Here is a 16,342-nt window from a genome sequence, read left to right on the forward strand (position 1 = left end):
GAGCTTTGGGCAAGAGCTCTTCAGGAAAGAGACATGGCAACAGGATCACCACAGAGGGATGCTGTATTTGTTGTTATAACACGTTCGTTAAGAAGCCATTCAGGGCGCAGGGCATCGAGCATATGAATGGGAACAATTTTCCCTTCACGAGCCGTTAAGGTGGCTGCGGCTTCAAGGGCGTATTGTGAGTTGCGTTCCATAATCATGATAGAACATTCAGGTAGAGCTCCGGGATAAATACGCTCAATACGGTCTGTTAAACTCTTTGGTAGAAGGCGGATCCATTCAAGAGCATGATCAGGTCCAAGAACTTGAACATTGTTTCCTGTGCCAAGTGCCAAGCCTACGGCTCGCAAGATTTGAGGCCAGTTATTGCCTGCACATAAAATTGGACCGGCAGGAATAAGAGTGAGGGTATTTGTCTCCCCAGAAGGGCTGGGAAGAGCCATCTTCCAATTCAGAAGCGTATGAGCGATATCTTGGCGAATTTGTCGGGCAGAGACGGCATCGCGGCTTTCAAGGAATGTAACCAAATTCTGAGCCGCACGGGAAACATTTCCTTGAGTGACGTGCTCTAGTTTGATCCATGGAAGAGGTGGCGGCCCTGCAATCATACGGCGTAAGGCAAAGGGGCCGCCTGCTTTTGCCCCACAACCAGACATGCCGTGACCACCAAAAGGTTGAGCATGTGGCAGAGTATCGATCATATTGCGGTTAATATAAATATTATCCGCTTCGATACGGTTTATGGCGCGTTCGATTGTGGAGGGAATGCGAGAATGAATACCAAAGCTTAAAGCAAAACCCATAGAATTGACCGCATCAATGACACCATCAAATTCCTGTCGTGAAAAACGACGAATATGGAGGACAGGCCCGAAAACTTCATTGGGAATATCAGCGACACGTCCAATTTCAATGAGTGTTGGTGGAAGAAAGCAACCATATCGACAGTTTTCATCCAGTTCTGGGGACCAGACGCTCCTCCCAGCACGTCTCATCATATCAAGATGATCAATGATCTCTGTCCGTGCTTCATTGGAAATAATTGGGCCGATATCGGTTTGTAAACGGGATGGATCTCCAATGATGAGATCTTGTATCGCTTTTTTTAGAAGAGTGATGATCTGATCCGCACATTCCTCTTGAATAAGAAGAATACGTAATGAGGAGCAATGTTGGCCTGCATTTGTAAATGCTGATTTTAGAATATCTTGTACGGCTTGCTCAGGGTGGGTGGAGCTATCAACAAGGAGAGCATTTTGGCCTCCTGTTCGCGCTACAAAAATAGTCGGGCTTCCCGTGCGGCCTTGTCTGTTAAATGTATGCCGTGAAATCGTTTTTCCTGTCTGTGTTGACCCCGTAAACATGACCGCATCAATACGCGGGTCAGAAACAAGTCGCTCTCCAACGGTTTCATTTCCCAGAAGAAGGTAAAGGACATTTTCAGGGACGCCGGCGGCATAGAGGAGTTGTATCGCTTTATAGGCAGAGAAAGGAACTTGCTCAGCAGGTTTGGCGATAACAATATTGCCAGCAGCTAAGGAAATAGAGATTTGATGGATGAAGGCTGCAAGAGGACTACTCCACGGGCTAATGCAGGCAATGAGCCCGAGCGGATACATATTTTTGTGGAATGGTTGATTGTTTAAGCTGCTGGCATTGTAGCGTAAAAAATTAACAGCTTGGCGCACTTCTTGTTGAGCAGAAAGAATCGTTTTTCCTGCTTCTTTTATCAGTAAGGCAATAAATTCATTGCTGTGCTCTTCAAAAAGGTCTGCTGCTTTTTTAAGCATCTCTCCACGTAAGGCGGGGGTGGTTTGTCCCCATTCTGGTAAGGCTTCCTCTGCAGATTTGATAGCATGAAGTAAAACAGCTCCATCGGCTTCAATCACTTCGCCTAATGGTTCTTGGTGGTCTGCAGGATTGTAAATAATTCGAGAAGAATTTGATGAGTTTTTTTGACGATAAGTCAGAGAAGTTGCGTGGAAAAAAGAAGGTAATGCTTGAAGACTGTCTTCAAAGTTCCGGAGAGCATGTTCAGTTGTGAAATCAAGACCAATTGAATTTTTATAAGCTGGCATAAAGAGGTCAGACGGAAGAACAACAGAAGGAGTGACATTTTCTTCTTCTGGAATTGCATCTGCTGCCGCTATGGGGTTTTCGGTTAAGGTTTCAATCGTTGTAACATTTGGGTTGTGATCTTCTTCCTGTGTAAAGGGAGAAAGAATATTGGCTTCAAGTGTTTGACGTACAAAGCGTGGTAACCACGCTTGAGCCGCTCCAATTGGCGCATGAATCCGGCATGACGATTGAAAGAGGTCTTTAAACTTTTGAGGCCACGCTAGACCCGCTGCATAAGGAAAAGAAAATTCATATTTTTCTGGTGAAGGTTTACCTGCGACAGTAAGAATATGACCGATAATGCGTGGATTTTCGGTGGCAAATTGTGTGTAGAGATGCGGGGATGTGATTAATTTTTGTGCACAGGCAAGATAGCTGATGTCTGTATGGCATCGATGTGTAAAAATAGGGAAATCAATGAGCCCTGATTGTTGGGCTTGCCGTATTTCTGAGTTCCAAGATGAGCCGTGCGTTAAGCGCACAATTATTTTGCGAGCTGTGCGGTCTGCCAGATCAGTTAGGAAATCAATTGTTTTATGCGCACGCTTATCATAAGCGTTGAGAGTAATCCCTAAACCATTCCAGTTTTGTAGTTCAGGTGTTGAGCATAAACTCTCAAACAGATCCAGAGTAGATTCAAGGTGCTGACTATTTTCAACACTAAAGATCAAGCCAATATCGAGTTGCTTTGAACGGTTGGCTAAGCGTTGCAAGGCAGGAAGTAGTTCGTTGATCAGCCTGTCACGTCGAAAGCGCCCAAAATGCGTGATAAGCGCTGGCAGGCGAACGTAAAGAAATGGCCTTTCATACAGAGAGCCCGTAATACCTGCATGTTGACCAAGGGTCTCAAGTGCATTTTCGTAGGATGTAAGGGCTTTGAAAGCTTGGTCAGCGGTAAGGGCTGTCTCAGCTTGGAGGTCATATATGTAATTAAAGTTATGTTTTTCATAACTTTTGATGGTTTTGAATGCGGCAGGTAAATGGTTACCTATAATAAAAGATTGGGCAGCGGCAAGTAAGGTTTTTTCTAACCCTTTGCGAATCATCGGTGTAGAGGTTTGGAGCGTGAGTCTTTGTAAACTAAAGCCTTTGCTCGCCTTGAGCTGTCCCATTAAGGACATATTGAGAGCAAAAGAATTGGCAAGTGACTGGTTTTGTTTCTTAATATGGCGCGCCCAATTCGTCTTATTGAATTGAGAGCGAATAAGAGCGTCTTTAGTTGTTGCGTCTGGGATACGAAGGAACGTTTCAGCGAGGGAAATAAAAGACTGCCCTTCAGGAGAAGAAAGAGGAAAAGTCTTTAAAAGCTGTTCAAGATTATTAAGAGGAGTTTTTTGCTTTGCTTCAAGAATAATGCGAGCAAACCGCTCTGTTTGCTTGTTTTGCTCAGAATTTAAACGCGCATACGGTAACAAATCTTCAATACAAACTTTTTCAGAACGAAAATGTGTGTCCGCTATCGCCTCTCGCAATTCAGATTGCGGTGCCTGAGAGAATGAAAATTTGAAAGATGACGAAGGAGGAGTGGTGAGTTGTTGCATGCTGATCTAGGAGAAAGAAAGTCCAAGAGGGCTTTAATTATGAAATGTTTCTTGCTCTTGGAAGATTTACAATAAAGACATTTTATAGTGATTATGGGAAGAGCTTTATCTTAAATATTCTCTTAAAAATAAAGAAGCCAGCCAAAATAATAATGGCTGGCTTTTTAAATGGTATAGAAATTAAACTTAGCGTGGAGCTAAAACCATCAACATTTGGCGGTTTTCCAGCTTTGGCATTTGTTCAATTTTGGCTTTTTCTTCGACTTCAGCGCGAATGCGCTCCATCATTTTGATACCAAGTTCTTGGTGAGCCATTTCACGGCCTTTGAAGCGGAGGGAAATTTTCACCTTATCACCGTCTTCTAAAAAGGACTGAATCGCTTTGAGCTTGGTTTGGAAGTCATGCTCACCTGTTCCAGGACGAACTTTAACTTCTTTAATCTCAATAACTTTTTGCTTTTTACGGGCTTCGTTCTTTTTCTTTTGCTGTTCGTATTTGAACTTGCCGTAATCTAGAATTTTGACAACGGGAGGAACAGCTGTCGGGCTAATTTCTAATAAATCAAGCCCAGCCGAGAAAGCCTTATTTAAGGCATCACGCGTTGACATGATTCCAATCATTTCACCAGCTTCGTCAATAAGACGAACTTGTGGCACACGGATTTCCTCGTTGACACGCGGCCCTTCACGAGTGGGCGCGGACGGCATCGGCGGTCTAGATATGGTCAGCTCCTGTTACAGTCTCTCAATTAGATAACATTGTCATACTCATATAATGAAATACGAATATGACGTTCTCTCTATTATGCACATAGTCCTAGAGCGGGCGATACGCAAGAGGATTTGGATCAATCCTTTGCTATCACGCGCGCTAAATCTGGAGGTGTTGCTTCTGCAGCAAGTTCCTTCACAGCTTCATCAAGGCTGAGGATTGTTTGCTGAGCTCCTCCTAAACGGCGCATAGCCACTTTGCGCTCTTCTGCTTCACGTCGTCCAACAACAAGTATAACTGGAACGCGGGCTAAACTATGCTCACGTATCTTTGCATTGATTTTATCATTTCGAACGTCCGTCTCAACTTGTAGACCTGCATCTTTAAGCTGCTTCGCTACCTCATGAGCATAATCGGCTGCGTCAGAAACAATGCTGGCCACCACAACCTGCGTTGGCGCTAACCATAAAGGGAATTTGCCAGCATATTGCTCGATCAAAATACCAATAAAGCGTTCAAAACTTCCCAAGATGGCACGATGTAGCATAACTGGGCGGTGACGTTGGCTATCTTCCCCAATATATGAGGCATCTAAACGTTCTGGTAGAACATAATCGACTTGCAGGGTACCGCATTGCCAATCACGGCCGATGGCATCTGTAAGGACAAATTCAAGCTTGGGACCATAGAACGCGCCATCACCGGGGTTGAGTTCATACTCTACACCGACAAGCTCACATGCAGTTTTTAAGGCTGTTTCAGCACGATCCCATGTTGCATCATCGCCAGCGCGTGTTTCAGGGCGATCTGAGAATTTAATTTTGAAGTTTTCAAAGCCCAGATCTTTGTAAACTTCATCCAACATACGGACAAACTTTGCCGTTTCATCCGCAATTTGTTCTTCCGTGCAGAAGATATGCGCATCGTCCTGAGTAAACCCACGAACACGCATAATGCCATGCAACGCGCCAGAAGGCTCATACCGATGGCAAGCACCAAACTCGGCCATACGCAATGGAAGTTCACGGTACGAACGTAAGCCATGACGGAAAATCTGCACATGGCACGGGCAGTTCATAGGCTTTAAGGCGAGGGTTTTATCTTCGTCTTCAACACGGGCGATAAACATGTGCTCACGATATTTGTCCCAATGTCCAGACGCTTCCCACAACGCCCGGTCAACAAGCTGAGGGGTTCGAACTTCTTCATAATTATGTTTGTTTTGGATCCGGCGCATATAATCCTGCAACACGGAATAGATGCGCCACCCTTTGCGATGCCAGAAAATCTGCCCGACTGCTTCTTCCTGCAAATGGAACAGGTCCATCTCCCGGCCAATACGCCGATGGTCGCGCTTTTCGGCTTCTTCCAGACGGAGAAGGTAGGCATCCAATTCTTTTTTATCACGCCATGCGGTGCCGTAAATACGTGTGAGCATCGGGTTACGATGGTCTCCACGCCAGTAAGCCCCAGCAACACGCATCAGTTTAAAAGCGGTACCGACGTCAGCTGTTCCACGAAGGTGAGGGCCGCGGCATAAATCCAGCCACTCTCCTTGGCGATAAATTGAAATATCCTCGCTTTCGGGGAGATCACGAATCAGTTCAGCTTTGAAGTGTTCGCCTTTTTCTTCAAAAAAGCGAATAGCTTCGTTGCGATCCCAAACTTCACGCGTGAAGGCTGCATTGCCTGCAATAATGTCACGCATTTTAGTTTCGATCGCTTCGAAGTCTTCTGGTGTGAAGGGCTTTTCCCGAGAGAAGTCGTAGTAAAAGCCGTCTTTGATGCTTGGCCCAATGGTGACTTGCGTTTCTGGCCAGAGAGTTTGCACGGCTTCTGCAAGTACATGTGCCGCATCATGGCGGATCATGGGGAGTATAGCATCATCTTTTTTGGTGATGAATTTAATGGAAGCATCCGCAGAAATTTCTGTGGCAAGGTCAACCAGCTTACCATCAATTTCCATAGCAAGGGCTGCTTTGGCGAGGCCCGGTCCAATGCTTGCTGCAATTGTCGTACCCGTCACGGCCCCGTCGAAGGTACGAACGCTTCCGTCGGGGAGGGAGATGGCGGGCATAGACACGTGCTCCTATAAAAAATTGCTCTCACAATGAGAGGGATATGATGATCCTTGTAATGACCTTAATCATACCAAGGTCGCAAGCCCTTGTAAGCAAAGTAATAGAGTTTTTTAGCGTTAAAGATCATTTTTTAGAATAAAAGATGGAATGTTGAAGGGGTTAGAAAGACGGTTTTCGTGCCACCCAGCATCCATGTAGTGCAGAATGGGCCATTTCCCATAAAATGTGTCTTTTGTCACATCTGGGTTTTCATAGGCATAAAAAAGCGGGTCGAATACGGAATATTCATGGAGTGCATCATCTTGAAGACGGCGGTGCGCTAAAAAATTATGTTGGGTTTGAATAGGAGGTTGTGGGAAAGCTTGGGTTCCTAAAATAGGAGTAGGGTCAACGCCGAGTTTTTTGAAATGCTCAGCGATAATAGGTGCATAAAGATCAGGGGTGAAACGATAACCTTGGAGAAACTCTTCTTCACTATGAAGAAAGTAATATTTGAGGTGATAGCTTTCATCGGGATTTTGAGGCGTTATCTGGCCCGGTTTTACCGCTTCTCCGGGAATAGCGCCTGCAATATGGGATATTTTTTCACGCGCGAACCGTCGGATTTCTTCGTAATTTGGTCGATTGTGAAGGTGAATATGAATAAAGGGAGTACGAATATATTTTTCGGTATGAATGGTTTGCGGGGCATGTAATCCCCGATCAAGATCAACAATCGTCTGTGATTGAAACAAGGCGCGAGGAACAGACTGAGGGCGATAATAATTGGGCGCGTTGGGAATATTGAGTAAAAGCCGATCCGTAAGAAAGGTGGCTTTGACATCTTTCATGTTTTCAAAATGGCTGCGGATTTCAACAGGGTCCACAGAAAGACGTTCTAAAAAATAAGCAATAAATTCATCGCAATCCATGGGAATGACAAAGTCATAATTTTTTTCTTTATCCCATTGTTGAATAATTTTTTTAAAAATTTGGCCTTTGTTTAAAAAGTCATCATGGGAATTATATTTTCTAATAATTTCAACGCCTTGGGATTCATAATAGGCTTGAATATTTTCCACCCTTGGGTCTGTAGAGCCATTATCAACGATGGTGAGGTTGGAAAAACCACAAATAGCACCGTGCCATAGGATCCAAGGCTCAAGAAGCTTAGATTCATTCTTTTGCATGGTGAGACAGCGAATAACCGTCATGTTGGAAGCAGTGCGGCGATTCGAGATGTCGGAAGTAATGCTAGGTCCGGCACATCAATAATGGTGGTTCGTCCAGGAGTGATCGTCAGAGGAGATGTAAGGCGAGGGTCACTATCTTGGGAAAAGAGAGCAATAATGGGGGTGTCCATAATAGCTGCTAGATGAATCGGGCCTGTATCATTTCCTATAACGACACAAGCGCGTCCCAGTACGCCAGCCAATTCTAGGAGAGAGGTTTGACCAGTTAAGTCTAGGGCGTCTGGGCATGTGTGTTGAATATATGTGGCAAGAGGGGTTTCTTCTTTTGTTCCTACGATAACAGGTCTTATTTTCTTTTCAGAAAGAAGGTTTCCAACTTCAGCGAATCTTGAAATTGGCCAACGTTTTTGGGGGCGGTGGGGAGCTGCCCCGGGGATAAGCACAGCATAACGCTCTTGTAGCGTAGGGCCGTGATCTTTGAGCCATGTTGGAACGGTTCTGTTTTGAGGTATTATTCCCGCGTGGATAAGCTGATCATCCATACGGGCGAGGGTATGCATATCATTCCGTGACGGGTTAGCATGAGGGTGGCAGCATCCTTTTGAAATGCCAGACCAATGTTTAGGGCGCCCTGCGATATGGAAGATTTTTTTTGAGCGGTTGGAGGTTTGAAGATCAAAAACGCGATCAAAATCTTTAATTTTCTGGCATGTTTTAAATAATGAAACTGGGCGTTTTAAGGTAGGCCTTGGTTGGGCGATAATCGCATCAAACCATGGCGACGCAAGAGCGAGGTCGTAAAAAGCAGGAGTCGTTAGGAGGGTGATATGAGCGTGAGGATATGCTTCTCGAATGGAGGAGAAGGCACCAAAAGATTGGATGAAATCACCCAATGCTCCAAGTTTAATAACAAGAATACGGCTCATATATTGTGTTTAGCAGGCTCTGACGGAAGTCCAAACACATAGAAGTGTGAAAAATGTTCCGTAGAACATTTTTCACGGTAAACTTAGGTTGCGCTCGGTCCTTTGGAGACAACAACCATAGCTGGCTTTAGAAGGCGTCCCTTTAGAAGCCATGCGGGTGTCCACGCTTGAATAACATGGCCACTTTCATGTTGGTCAGAAGGTTGTTCTGCCATTGCTTGGTGAAGGTTGGCGTCAAAAGGTTTGCCAGTAGGGTCTTCGCTCGTGATACCGTGGCGCTCTAAAATGTTGAGGAAAGAACGTTCAGTTCCTTCAATTCCTTCTCTCAACTTTGAAATGAGCTCATCTTCGCCGTCTGTTTTTGCAGGCAATGAAGCGAGACCGCGTTTCAGGTTTTCAGCAGCCTCAACAACGTCTTTGGCAAATTTCTGAATTGTGTATTGCCGCGCATCTTCAAGATCGCGCTTGGCACGGTTGCGAACATTCTGATTTTCGGCTTCAGAACGTACCCAGCGGTCTTTAAGATCCGCTACTTCAGCTTCGAGTGCTTTTATACGATCTTCCGCAGAAACGTTTTCAGGTGTTTCAGTATTGGATGTCTGTTCGTTCATAGCCGGATTCTCGACGCCCTGTTCAGGCGCGTCATGGGAATGCTCCGGATGTGTATTCTGGTCTGGCATATCACGACCTTATTGTTAGCAAGTGACGGGCTCTTATGTAGCCCCGTTCTCTTACACAGAGATAACGCTGATTATCTTAAAGACAAGAGGTGTGTTATGATAGAATGTCATTGAAAAGTCTATTTCATAACATAAACTTGCTTAACCTATCGGGTTTTGGCCCTTAATTTTAGCCGACGGACTGTTTATGGAGATCTCACGCTCACCCTACCAGGGGCAATCCTCAGGAACGCAGACAGGGTCTGCTGTTGCGCCAATTATTGCGCTGGTGGATGATGATCGCAATATTCTGGCATCCGTTCAAATGACTTTGGAAGCAGAAGGATTCACTGTTCATACCTACACAGACGGTGAAAGTGCTTTGCAGGGAATTATTACCCGCCCCGTTAGTTTGGCTGTTTTGGATATCAAAATGCCACGGATGGACGGCATGGAGCTTCTTCAACGTTTACGTGCGCGTTCTAATTTACCTGTTATCTTTTTAACATCCAAAGATGAAGAGCTTGATCAGTTGATGGGTCTACGCCTAGGGGCTGACGATTATATTACAAAACCTTTTTCACAACGTCTTTTAATCGAACGGATTCGGGCTTTGTTGCGTCGGCAGGATGCTAGTCGTGCAGAGGCTTCGGGTAGTACATCAGTCGGTGCCGCAATTGTGCGGGGTAAACTGTCATTGGATGAAACACGGCATCAGTGTTTGTGGGATGGTAAAGATATTCCTTTGACGGTAACGGAGTTTTTGCTTGTAAAAGCCCTAGCCATGCGTTCGGGAATGGTTAAATCACGTGATCAACTGATCGATGCTGCGTATGGGGATAATATTTATGTTGATGACCGGACGATTGATAGTCATATCAAGCGTGTAAGAAAAAAATTTAGACAAGTAGATGATACGTTTAATCAGATCGAAACATTATATGGGATTGGATATCGCTATCGTGATGAATAAACGAAAAGGCATCCGTTAAGTCTTTTTGTGCATTGGGGTAAGTATATTTTATGAAGAGAGAGAGCCTTACCCCTGCTACATCTTATAATTCGAACGCTGCTCGACTGGAGCAGGGGAGAGAAAAGAAGGGAAGAGCGGCTGTCCCTTCTCAATTTAATAAATTTTTTCGCAAACGATTAGCGTCTCCCTTACTTATTCGGATATTATTGCTGAATATTCTTCCGCTGGCTTTGCTCGCGGTGACGTTATTGTTTCTGGATCAATTTCAGAATGGTTTATTAGAAGCCGATGTAAATGCTTTACGTGAGCAAGCTCATATTTATGCTGCGGCTTTAGGCCAGTCGGCTGTTAATCCTGCACCACATTCCGTTGAGCGTGTTGTGCCGGGAGGGCAGTATGTTTTGGATGCCTTGCGGGCTCGTCCATTGTTGGGACGGTTAACAGAACCAAGCCCTAATGTGCACGCATTGTTGTTTGACCCTGATGGAAAGTTGGTCGCGGATAGTCGTTCTGAGGCGCATCGTGCGGCGTGGCATAGTCAGCATCAGGGGCATGATTATTCGTGGGTACCGCCTAGAAATAATACGGTGGAAGAGGTATATGATTGGTTGTTATCGTTATTTCCGTCAACGTCTTCCGATGGAATTGTTACATTAACAACGGATGATGCCTTTGACGGCCCTCATGATGCTCAAGTTCTTAATCCAAGAGCAGAGTTACCTCCCTTTATTCGGAGAACTAAAGATCATCAGTTGGTGATTACCGTTGTTGAACCCGTGATTCACGATGGTTTGACGGTTGGAGAAATACAGCTGACACGGCATGCGCCAGAAGTTGACCGATCTTTATTTTCTGTCCGGTCTTCTATTTTATCTCTTGTGCTTGTGGCCTTGATCGTAACCATCTTTTTGTCTTGGTATTTGTCGCTGATCATAGCGCGCCCCTTACTTACGTTAGCGAGAGCCTCCCATGAGATGAGAGAGACGGATGGGCGGGAGGATTTGGTTCCTGAACCATTATTGGCCCGTCGTGATGAGATTGGCGTATTGGCGCGATCTTTGCGAGGCAGTGCGCTCGCATTATGGGCGCGCATGGATGATATTGAGCGGTTTGCTGCGGATGTTAGCCATGAGATTAAAAATCCGCTTTCCTCGATTCGGTCGGCGATTGAAACCTTGCCAAGGATTGTTGATCCAGAAAGGCGAGAACGTCTTCTTGGGATTATGACCAATGATGTGAAGCGTTTGGATCGGTTAATCACGGATATTTCAGATGCGAGCCGAATTGATGCAGAATTATCGCGTGTGCGCCCAGAACCGGTTTCTGTTGTCGCGCTTTTATCGATTCTGGTTGAAATGCATCAAACGACACGAAAAGCAGAAGACCCCATTTTAAGGTTAGATGTAAAAGACCCCGCCGTTGCGCTATATGCTCTCGCAGTGGAAGATCGTTTGGTGCAGGTTTTACGGAATTTAATTGGAAATGCGGTGTCTTTCTCTCCTACGCGTGGGGAGATTGTGCTTCAAGCTCAATTAGCTGAAAATTTTGTAAATGGCAGAATGATGGGACATTTCATTGAAATAACCATTAGTGATCAAGGCCCCGGTATTCCTCCGGGGAAACTGGAAAGTATTTTTGATCGGTTTTATTCAGAACGTCCTCAAACCGAGCATTTTGGTCAACATTCCGGGTTGGGGCTTGCAATTAGTCGACAAATTATTCTTGCTCTAAGAGGGAGTCTTTTTGCACGGAATATTGTGGACGAAAGCGGCAAAATAGTAGGGGCGTGTTTTGTAATTCGTTTGCCTGGAGTTATGTCCTAGGACGAGAAAATATGAGTAGGAATAAAAATGAAACATTCCCCATATTATTTAAAAATGCTTAGAATAAAGATATGGTAAAATAGGAATCTACCGAGGCTGGTTTTAATACAAGAAGGAAGATCCTCTTTGAAAGTTCGGCAAGTCCTCATTGTTACAGGCCTATCTGGCGCTGGAAAATCATCGATTCTTCGAGTGTTGGAAGATTTGGGATATGAGGTGGTTGACAATCCCCCTCTTCATTTACTGGAAGCTTTAGCGTTTAAAGCAGGTGAACGCCTTGCGATTGGAATTGATGTAAGAAGCCGTGGCTTTGAAGCACATCAAGTCGTTGAAGAAACAGAAAAATTGAAAAGGTTGTCGAATATTAATCTACAGGTTTTATATGCAACAGCAGAGCCTGAGATTTTATTGAGACGCTTTACGGCGACCCGCAGACGGCACCCGTTGGTAACAAGTGGGACCATTCTTCCTGGAATTGAACAAGAAATGGCACTTCTTGTTCCTTTACGCGCATGTGCAGATTTTGTTATTGATACGTCTGATCTTCCTGCTCCAGAATTACGGCAATTGATTGAAACGCGTTTTGGGAGTGGTGCAGAAGAAGGGTTAACCGTTGCGTTAATGTCTTTCGCCTATCCTGCCGGGCTTCCTCGTGAAGCGGATATGGTCTTTGATGCACGTTTTTTGAGAAATCCGCATTACGATCCTGATTTGCAACCCATGACGGGGCTTGATCCTGCTGTGGTCAATTATGTGAAGTCAGATCCTGCTTATGATATCTTTTTTGGATATTTAACAGACATTCTTAATTTGGTTTTGCCGAGGTTTGTTGAAGAAGGTAAGAAATACGCAACCGTTGCAGTCGGGTGCAGTGGTGGAAAACACCGCTCCGTTACGATTATTGAAGAATTGGCGCGGCTACTTCCTGAAACAGCACCTGTTGGTCCAATGATGGTTCTTCATAGGGAGCTTGCAAGGAAGGGGTTCTCTTCTTGGCGCTGGGCTGTCCCTCCTCACATGGAAGGATCACACCAAGAGGATATATAGCGTGATGAAACGCAGGCTTTTGGTGTTACTGTTTTTGTAAGAAAGAAGGTTATAAAGCCTAACGAATATGCCTCAATCATCTTCTCATAATATAATTGCTAAAGAGCTGACCTTTATACCAGACATTCACAGCCGTTTAAAAAAGGTGGAACAATGGTGCAAAGAGCGAGGGCAGCGTTTAACAGAAACACGAAAACAGGTTTTGGGATTAATTTTAAATTCTGAAAAACCCATAGGGGCTTATGATCTGTTGTCTCAGATAAGGCCATTTCATCCGAATGCTGCTCCCCCTACAATCTATCGTGCGCTTGATTTTTTATTAGAGCAAGGTTTGGTGCACCGTTTGGAACGGTTGAGTGCTTTCGTTGCTTGCTCGCACGCGGTTGAATGCCATCATGGATGTGAACATGAAGAGTGGGGCGTACATCGTGCACAGTTTTTAATTTGTCGGTCTTGTGGCCGTGCATGGGAACTGGAGCAAGAGGCTATTGTTCCAGCGGTTATGTATGCCGCTAAGCGTGTGGGGTTTAAAGCAGAAGCCGCTACGGTTGAGGTGGAAGGTATATGTGCAGACTGTCAGAAAAAGAGACTTCAAGATGTTTGAGGCTTACGTTCAAAACGATTGAATAAAATAAATATTTTATACAGAGCCCTTTCGTAGTGTAAGGCAGAGCTACGATCATGAAATAAATAAGGGCAGCTATAATGACGACTGGTCCTCACGTTGGATTGTTGGCAGAAGTAACGCGCGGTAATCGTGTCGAATCACGGCATTATGGAAGAGCCGTCGTTGTCGATGCGCATGGAAAAGTTGTCTGGTCATGTGGGGCTGTGGATGAGTCTGTTTATCCTCGTTCAACTGTCAAAGCCCTTTTGGCTCTAGAGCTTGTTGCAAGCGGAGCAGCCGAGCGGTTAAATCTTTCCAATCAAGCGTTAGCTTTGGCATGTGCGTCACATGGGGGAGAACCTCAGCACGTTGAAGTTGCACAGAATATGCTCAGTAAGGTTGGTTTGGGTGTCAATGCTTTAGAGTGTGGAGCGCATTGGCCAACTTACGAGCCGGCTGCGCGTGCCTTAGCTGCACATTCACAAGAAGCCTGTGCATTTCACAATAATTGCTCCGGGAAACATGCTGGTTTGATTTGCTTGGCGTGCGATCAAGGGGTGGATATCAAAAATTATATAGATCCGTCGCATGAAATACAGCGTCGTGTAACCAATGTTCTCGAAATGATGACAAAGACCCCTCATGGTTCTGAAAATCGAGGAACAGATGGCTGTTCAATGCCGACCTATGCCGTTCCACTGACAGCATTGGCACATGCCTTTGCTCGTTTTGGAACAGGGCAAAGTATGCCAGAGCAGTATGCAAAAGCATCTGAGGTTTTGCGGGAAGCTGTGGCACAAAACCCGTTTCTAGTGGCAGGTTCGTCACGTTATGACACAATTATTATGAACAATTTCAAAACTCGCGCGTTTGTTAAAATGGGCGCCGAAGGTGTGATGGTTGCATCTCTTCCAGAGTTGGGGCTGGGAATCGCAATTAAGATTGATGATGGTGCAAATAGGGCTGCGGAAGTAGCTATGTCGAGCCTTCTGAGCCATTTTGGCGCAGAGTCTCTACGGAAGACAGCAGAAGATGATGCGGTTCTTCAGAAGACGTCTGCCCAAATCTTAAAAAACTGGCGTGGTGTAACAGTGGGAGAAATTCGACCAGCTCAATGGGTTTGATCCCTTTTATACCATAGATGGAAATTATGGTTTTTATCATAAAAATAGGAACCATTTTAAGAAGGATATCGCCATACAATGACTGAGCAAGTCAACGCTGAAAAGGCTTTGTCACAACAGAATGAAGACGAAACATCAGGGTTTGATGTTACTCGTTTTAAAATCATGGCTATAGGTTTGATTGCAGGCCTTGCAGGCTTGTTGTCTGGCCTAGACGTTGGTGTTGTGGCGGGGGCGTTAAAATTTATTGGCAAAGAATATCATGCATCAACTTTACAGCTGGGCTGGATTGTAAGTGCCATGATGGCAGGTGCATCTGTTGGTGCCCTAAGTGCTGGGTGGTTGTCTCATACCATTGGGCGTAAGCGCTCCCTGTTTTTAGGGGCTGCGGTATTTGCGATTGGGACGACAGGATGTGCTTTTGCTTGGTCTATCCCATCTCTCATGTTTTTTAGACTTTTTATGGGGTTTGCGATTGGTTTGTCGGCTTTTACAGCTCCAATTTATTTGGCTGAAATTGCGACAGAAAATACGCGTGGCGCCATGGTCTCCATTTATCAGTTGATGGTGACGATAGGCATTTTTATCGCCTTTTTATCGGATACCTATTTTTCATATAGTGGCAATTGGAGGTGGATGTTTGGCGTCGCTGCAATTCCAGCTGTTTTTTTCTTGATTGGCGTTGTTTTCGTGCCTTACAGCCCGCGTTGGCTGATTATGCAAGGACGACACAAAGAAGCACGTGAAATATTGGTTGACTTAAGAAACGACACCATGGAAGCAACGAAAGAAATTCGTGAAATCCGTAAACAGCTTGAAACCAAGCAAGAAGGGTGGAAGTTATTTAAGACCAATAATAATTTCCGTCGATCCGTTGCTTTGGGTATTATGCTGATGGTGATGCAGCAGCTCGCGGGTATTAATATTGTTATGTATTATGCCCCCAAAATTTTAGAAACAGCACATTTTGATGCGCATGCCCAAATGTGGTGCACTGCGATTATTGGTATGGTGAATATGGTGGCAACGTTTGCTGCCTTGGGTCTTGTCGATCGTTTGGGGCGTAAGCCTATTTTATATGGTGGCTTTACGGTTATGGCCATTGCGATGGGTGTATTAGGTGCGCTTTTAAATACAGGGATGACGTCTCACACATCTCAATTATTGGCTGTTGGGATGCTTTTGATCTTTTGTGCAGGCTTTGCAATGTCAGCAGGTCCACTGATGTGGGTTCTGTGTTCTGAGATTCAGCCGGTTGAAGGCCGGGATTTTGGGATTGCGATTTCAACCTTTACAAACTGGATGACGAATTTGGTAATTGGTGTTGGCTTTTTGTCAGTTTTGCAGACGCTCGGGTCAGCAAAAACGTTTTGGCTTATCGCCGGCGTTAATGCTCTTTTCATTGTGTTGACGTTCTTGTTTATTCCAGAGACAAAGGGAATGTCTTTGACTGTGATTGAAGAGCGGCTCATGAAAGGCGTGAAGTTGCGTAATCTTGGTCGTTAATTTTTCTTTTTAAATAGGTTAAACAAGATGGCGTCTGATCTTATGAT

12 protein-coding genes are annotated in these 16,342 nt (G+C 44.9%); 6 read left to right on the forward strand and 6 right to left on the reverse strand.

The annotated features are described in order from the left end of the window. Nucleotides 1–20: 20 nt before the first annotated feature. The 6 genes from putA to E3D00_RS05325 all read right to left on the reverse strand — a co-directional run bounded on the left by putA (nt 21) and on the right by E3D00_RS05325 (nt 9,236). A complete protein-coding gene (gene putA / locus E3D00_RS05300; protein ID WP_141460600.1) occupies nt 21–3,665 on the reverse strand; it encodes a bifunctional proline dehydrogenase/L-glutamate gamma-semialdehyde dehydrogenase PutA in 3,645 nt (1,214 codons plus the stop codon). Nucleotides 3,666–3,851: 186 nt separating this feature from the next. Beyond that, entirely contained in the window at nt 3,852–4,373 is a 522-nt protein-coding gene (gene infC / locus E3D00_RS05305) for a translation initiation factor IF-3 (RefSeq protein ID WP_141460602.1), read from the reverse strand. 140 nt (nt 4,374–4,513) lie between these two features. Continuing rightward, nucleotides 4,514–6,454 (reverse strand): threonine--tRNA ligase, encoded by a 1,941-nt coding sequence (thrS, locus tag E3D00_RS05310; protein ID WP_141460604.1) that lies wholly within the window; start codon nt 6,452–6,454, stop codon nt 4,514–4,516. Between the two features lie 120 nt (nt 6,455–6,574). Next, on the reverse strand, nt 6,575–7,651 hold the full coding sequence (locus tag E3D00_RS05315) for a glycosyltransferase family 2 protein (protein ID WP_141460606.1): 1,077 nt from the start codon (nt 7,649–7,651) through the stop codon (nt 6,575–6,577). Further along, nucleotides 7,648–8,556: a glycosyltransferase family 9 protein gene (locus E3D00_RS05320; RefSeq protein WP_141460608.1), complete on the reverse strand. Its 909-nt coding sequence runs from the start codon at nt 8,554–8,556 to the stop codon at nt 7,648–7,650. Before E3D00_RS05320 ends, E3D00_RS05315 begins: the two co-directional genes overlap by 4 nt. Before the next feature lie 83 nt (nt 8,557–8,639). After that, nucleotides 8,640–9,236, reverse strand: a complete 597-nt coding sequence (locus tag E3D00_RS05325; RefSeq protein ID WP_141460610.1) for a nucleotide exchange factor GrpE — start codon at nt 9,234–9,236, stop codon at nt 8,640–8,642. A 304-nt stretch (nt 9,237–9,540) separates the two neighbouring features. Here E3D00_RS05325 and E3D00_RS05330 point away from each other — a divergent pair, with 304 nt between their 5' ends. The 6 genes from E3D00_RS05330 (at nt 9,541) to E3D00_RS05355 (ending at nt 16,295) form a co-directional block, all read left to right on the forward strand. Next, a complete protein-coding gene (locus E3D00_RS05330) occupies nt 9,541–10,188 on the forward strand; it encodes a response regulator transcription factor (RefSeq protein ID WP_246091522.1) in 648 nt (215 codons plus the stop codon). Nucleotides 10,189–10,238: 50 nt separating this feature from the next. Then, a complete protein-coding gene (locus tag E3D00_RS05335) occupies nt 10,239–12,011 on the forward strand; it encodes a stimulus-sensing domain-containing protein (RefSeq protein ID WP_141460614.1) in 1,773 nt (590 codons plus the stop codon). Nucleotides 12,012–12,137: 126 nt separating this feature from the next. Beyond that, nucleotides 12,138–13,058 carry an RNase adapter RapZ gene (gene rapZ / locus E3D00_RS05340; protein WP_246091364.1) on the forward strand — a complete coding sequence of 307 codons (921 nt, stop codon included), beginning with the start codon at nt 12,138–12,140 and terminating at the stop codon, nt 13,056–13,058. A 67-nt stretch (nt 13,059–13,125) separates the two neighbouring features. Next, nucleotides 13,126–13,662: a Fur family transcriptional regulator gene (locus tag E3D00_RS05345; protein ID WP_141460618.1), complete on the forward strand. Its 537-nt coding sequence runs from the start codon at nt 13,126–13,128 to the stop codon at nt 13,660–13,662. Between the two features lie 101 nt (nt 13,663–13,763). After that, entirely contained in the window at nt 13,764–14,789 is a 1,026-nt protein-coding gene (locus E3D00_RS05350; protein WP_141460620.1) for an asparaginase, read from the forward strand. Nucleotides 14,790–14,867: 78 nt separating this feature from the next. Further along, the gene (locus E3D00_RS05355; RefSeq protein ID WP_141460622.1) at nt 14,868–16,295 is read left to right on the forward strand and encodes a sugar porter family MFS transporter; all 1,428 of its coding nucleotides are present in this window, start codon (nt 14,868–14,870) and stop codon (nt 16,293–16,295) included. The last annotated feature ends 47 nt before the right edge of the window (nt 16,296–16,342 follow it).

It is taken from the genome of Swingsia samuiensis, assembly GCF_006542355.1.
In the GTDB taxonomy this organism is placed as follows: Bacteria; Pseudomonadota; Alphaproteobacteria; order Acetobacterales; family Acetobacteraceae; genus Gluconobacter; species Gluconobacter samuiensis.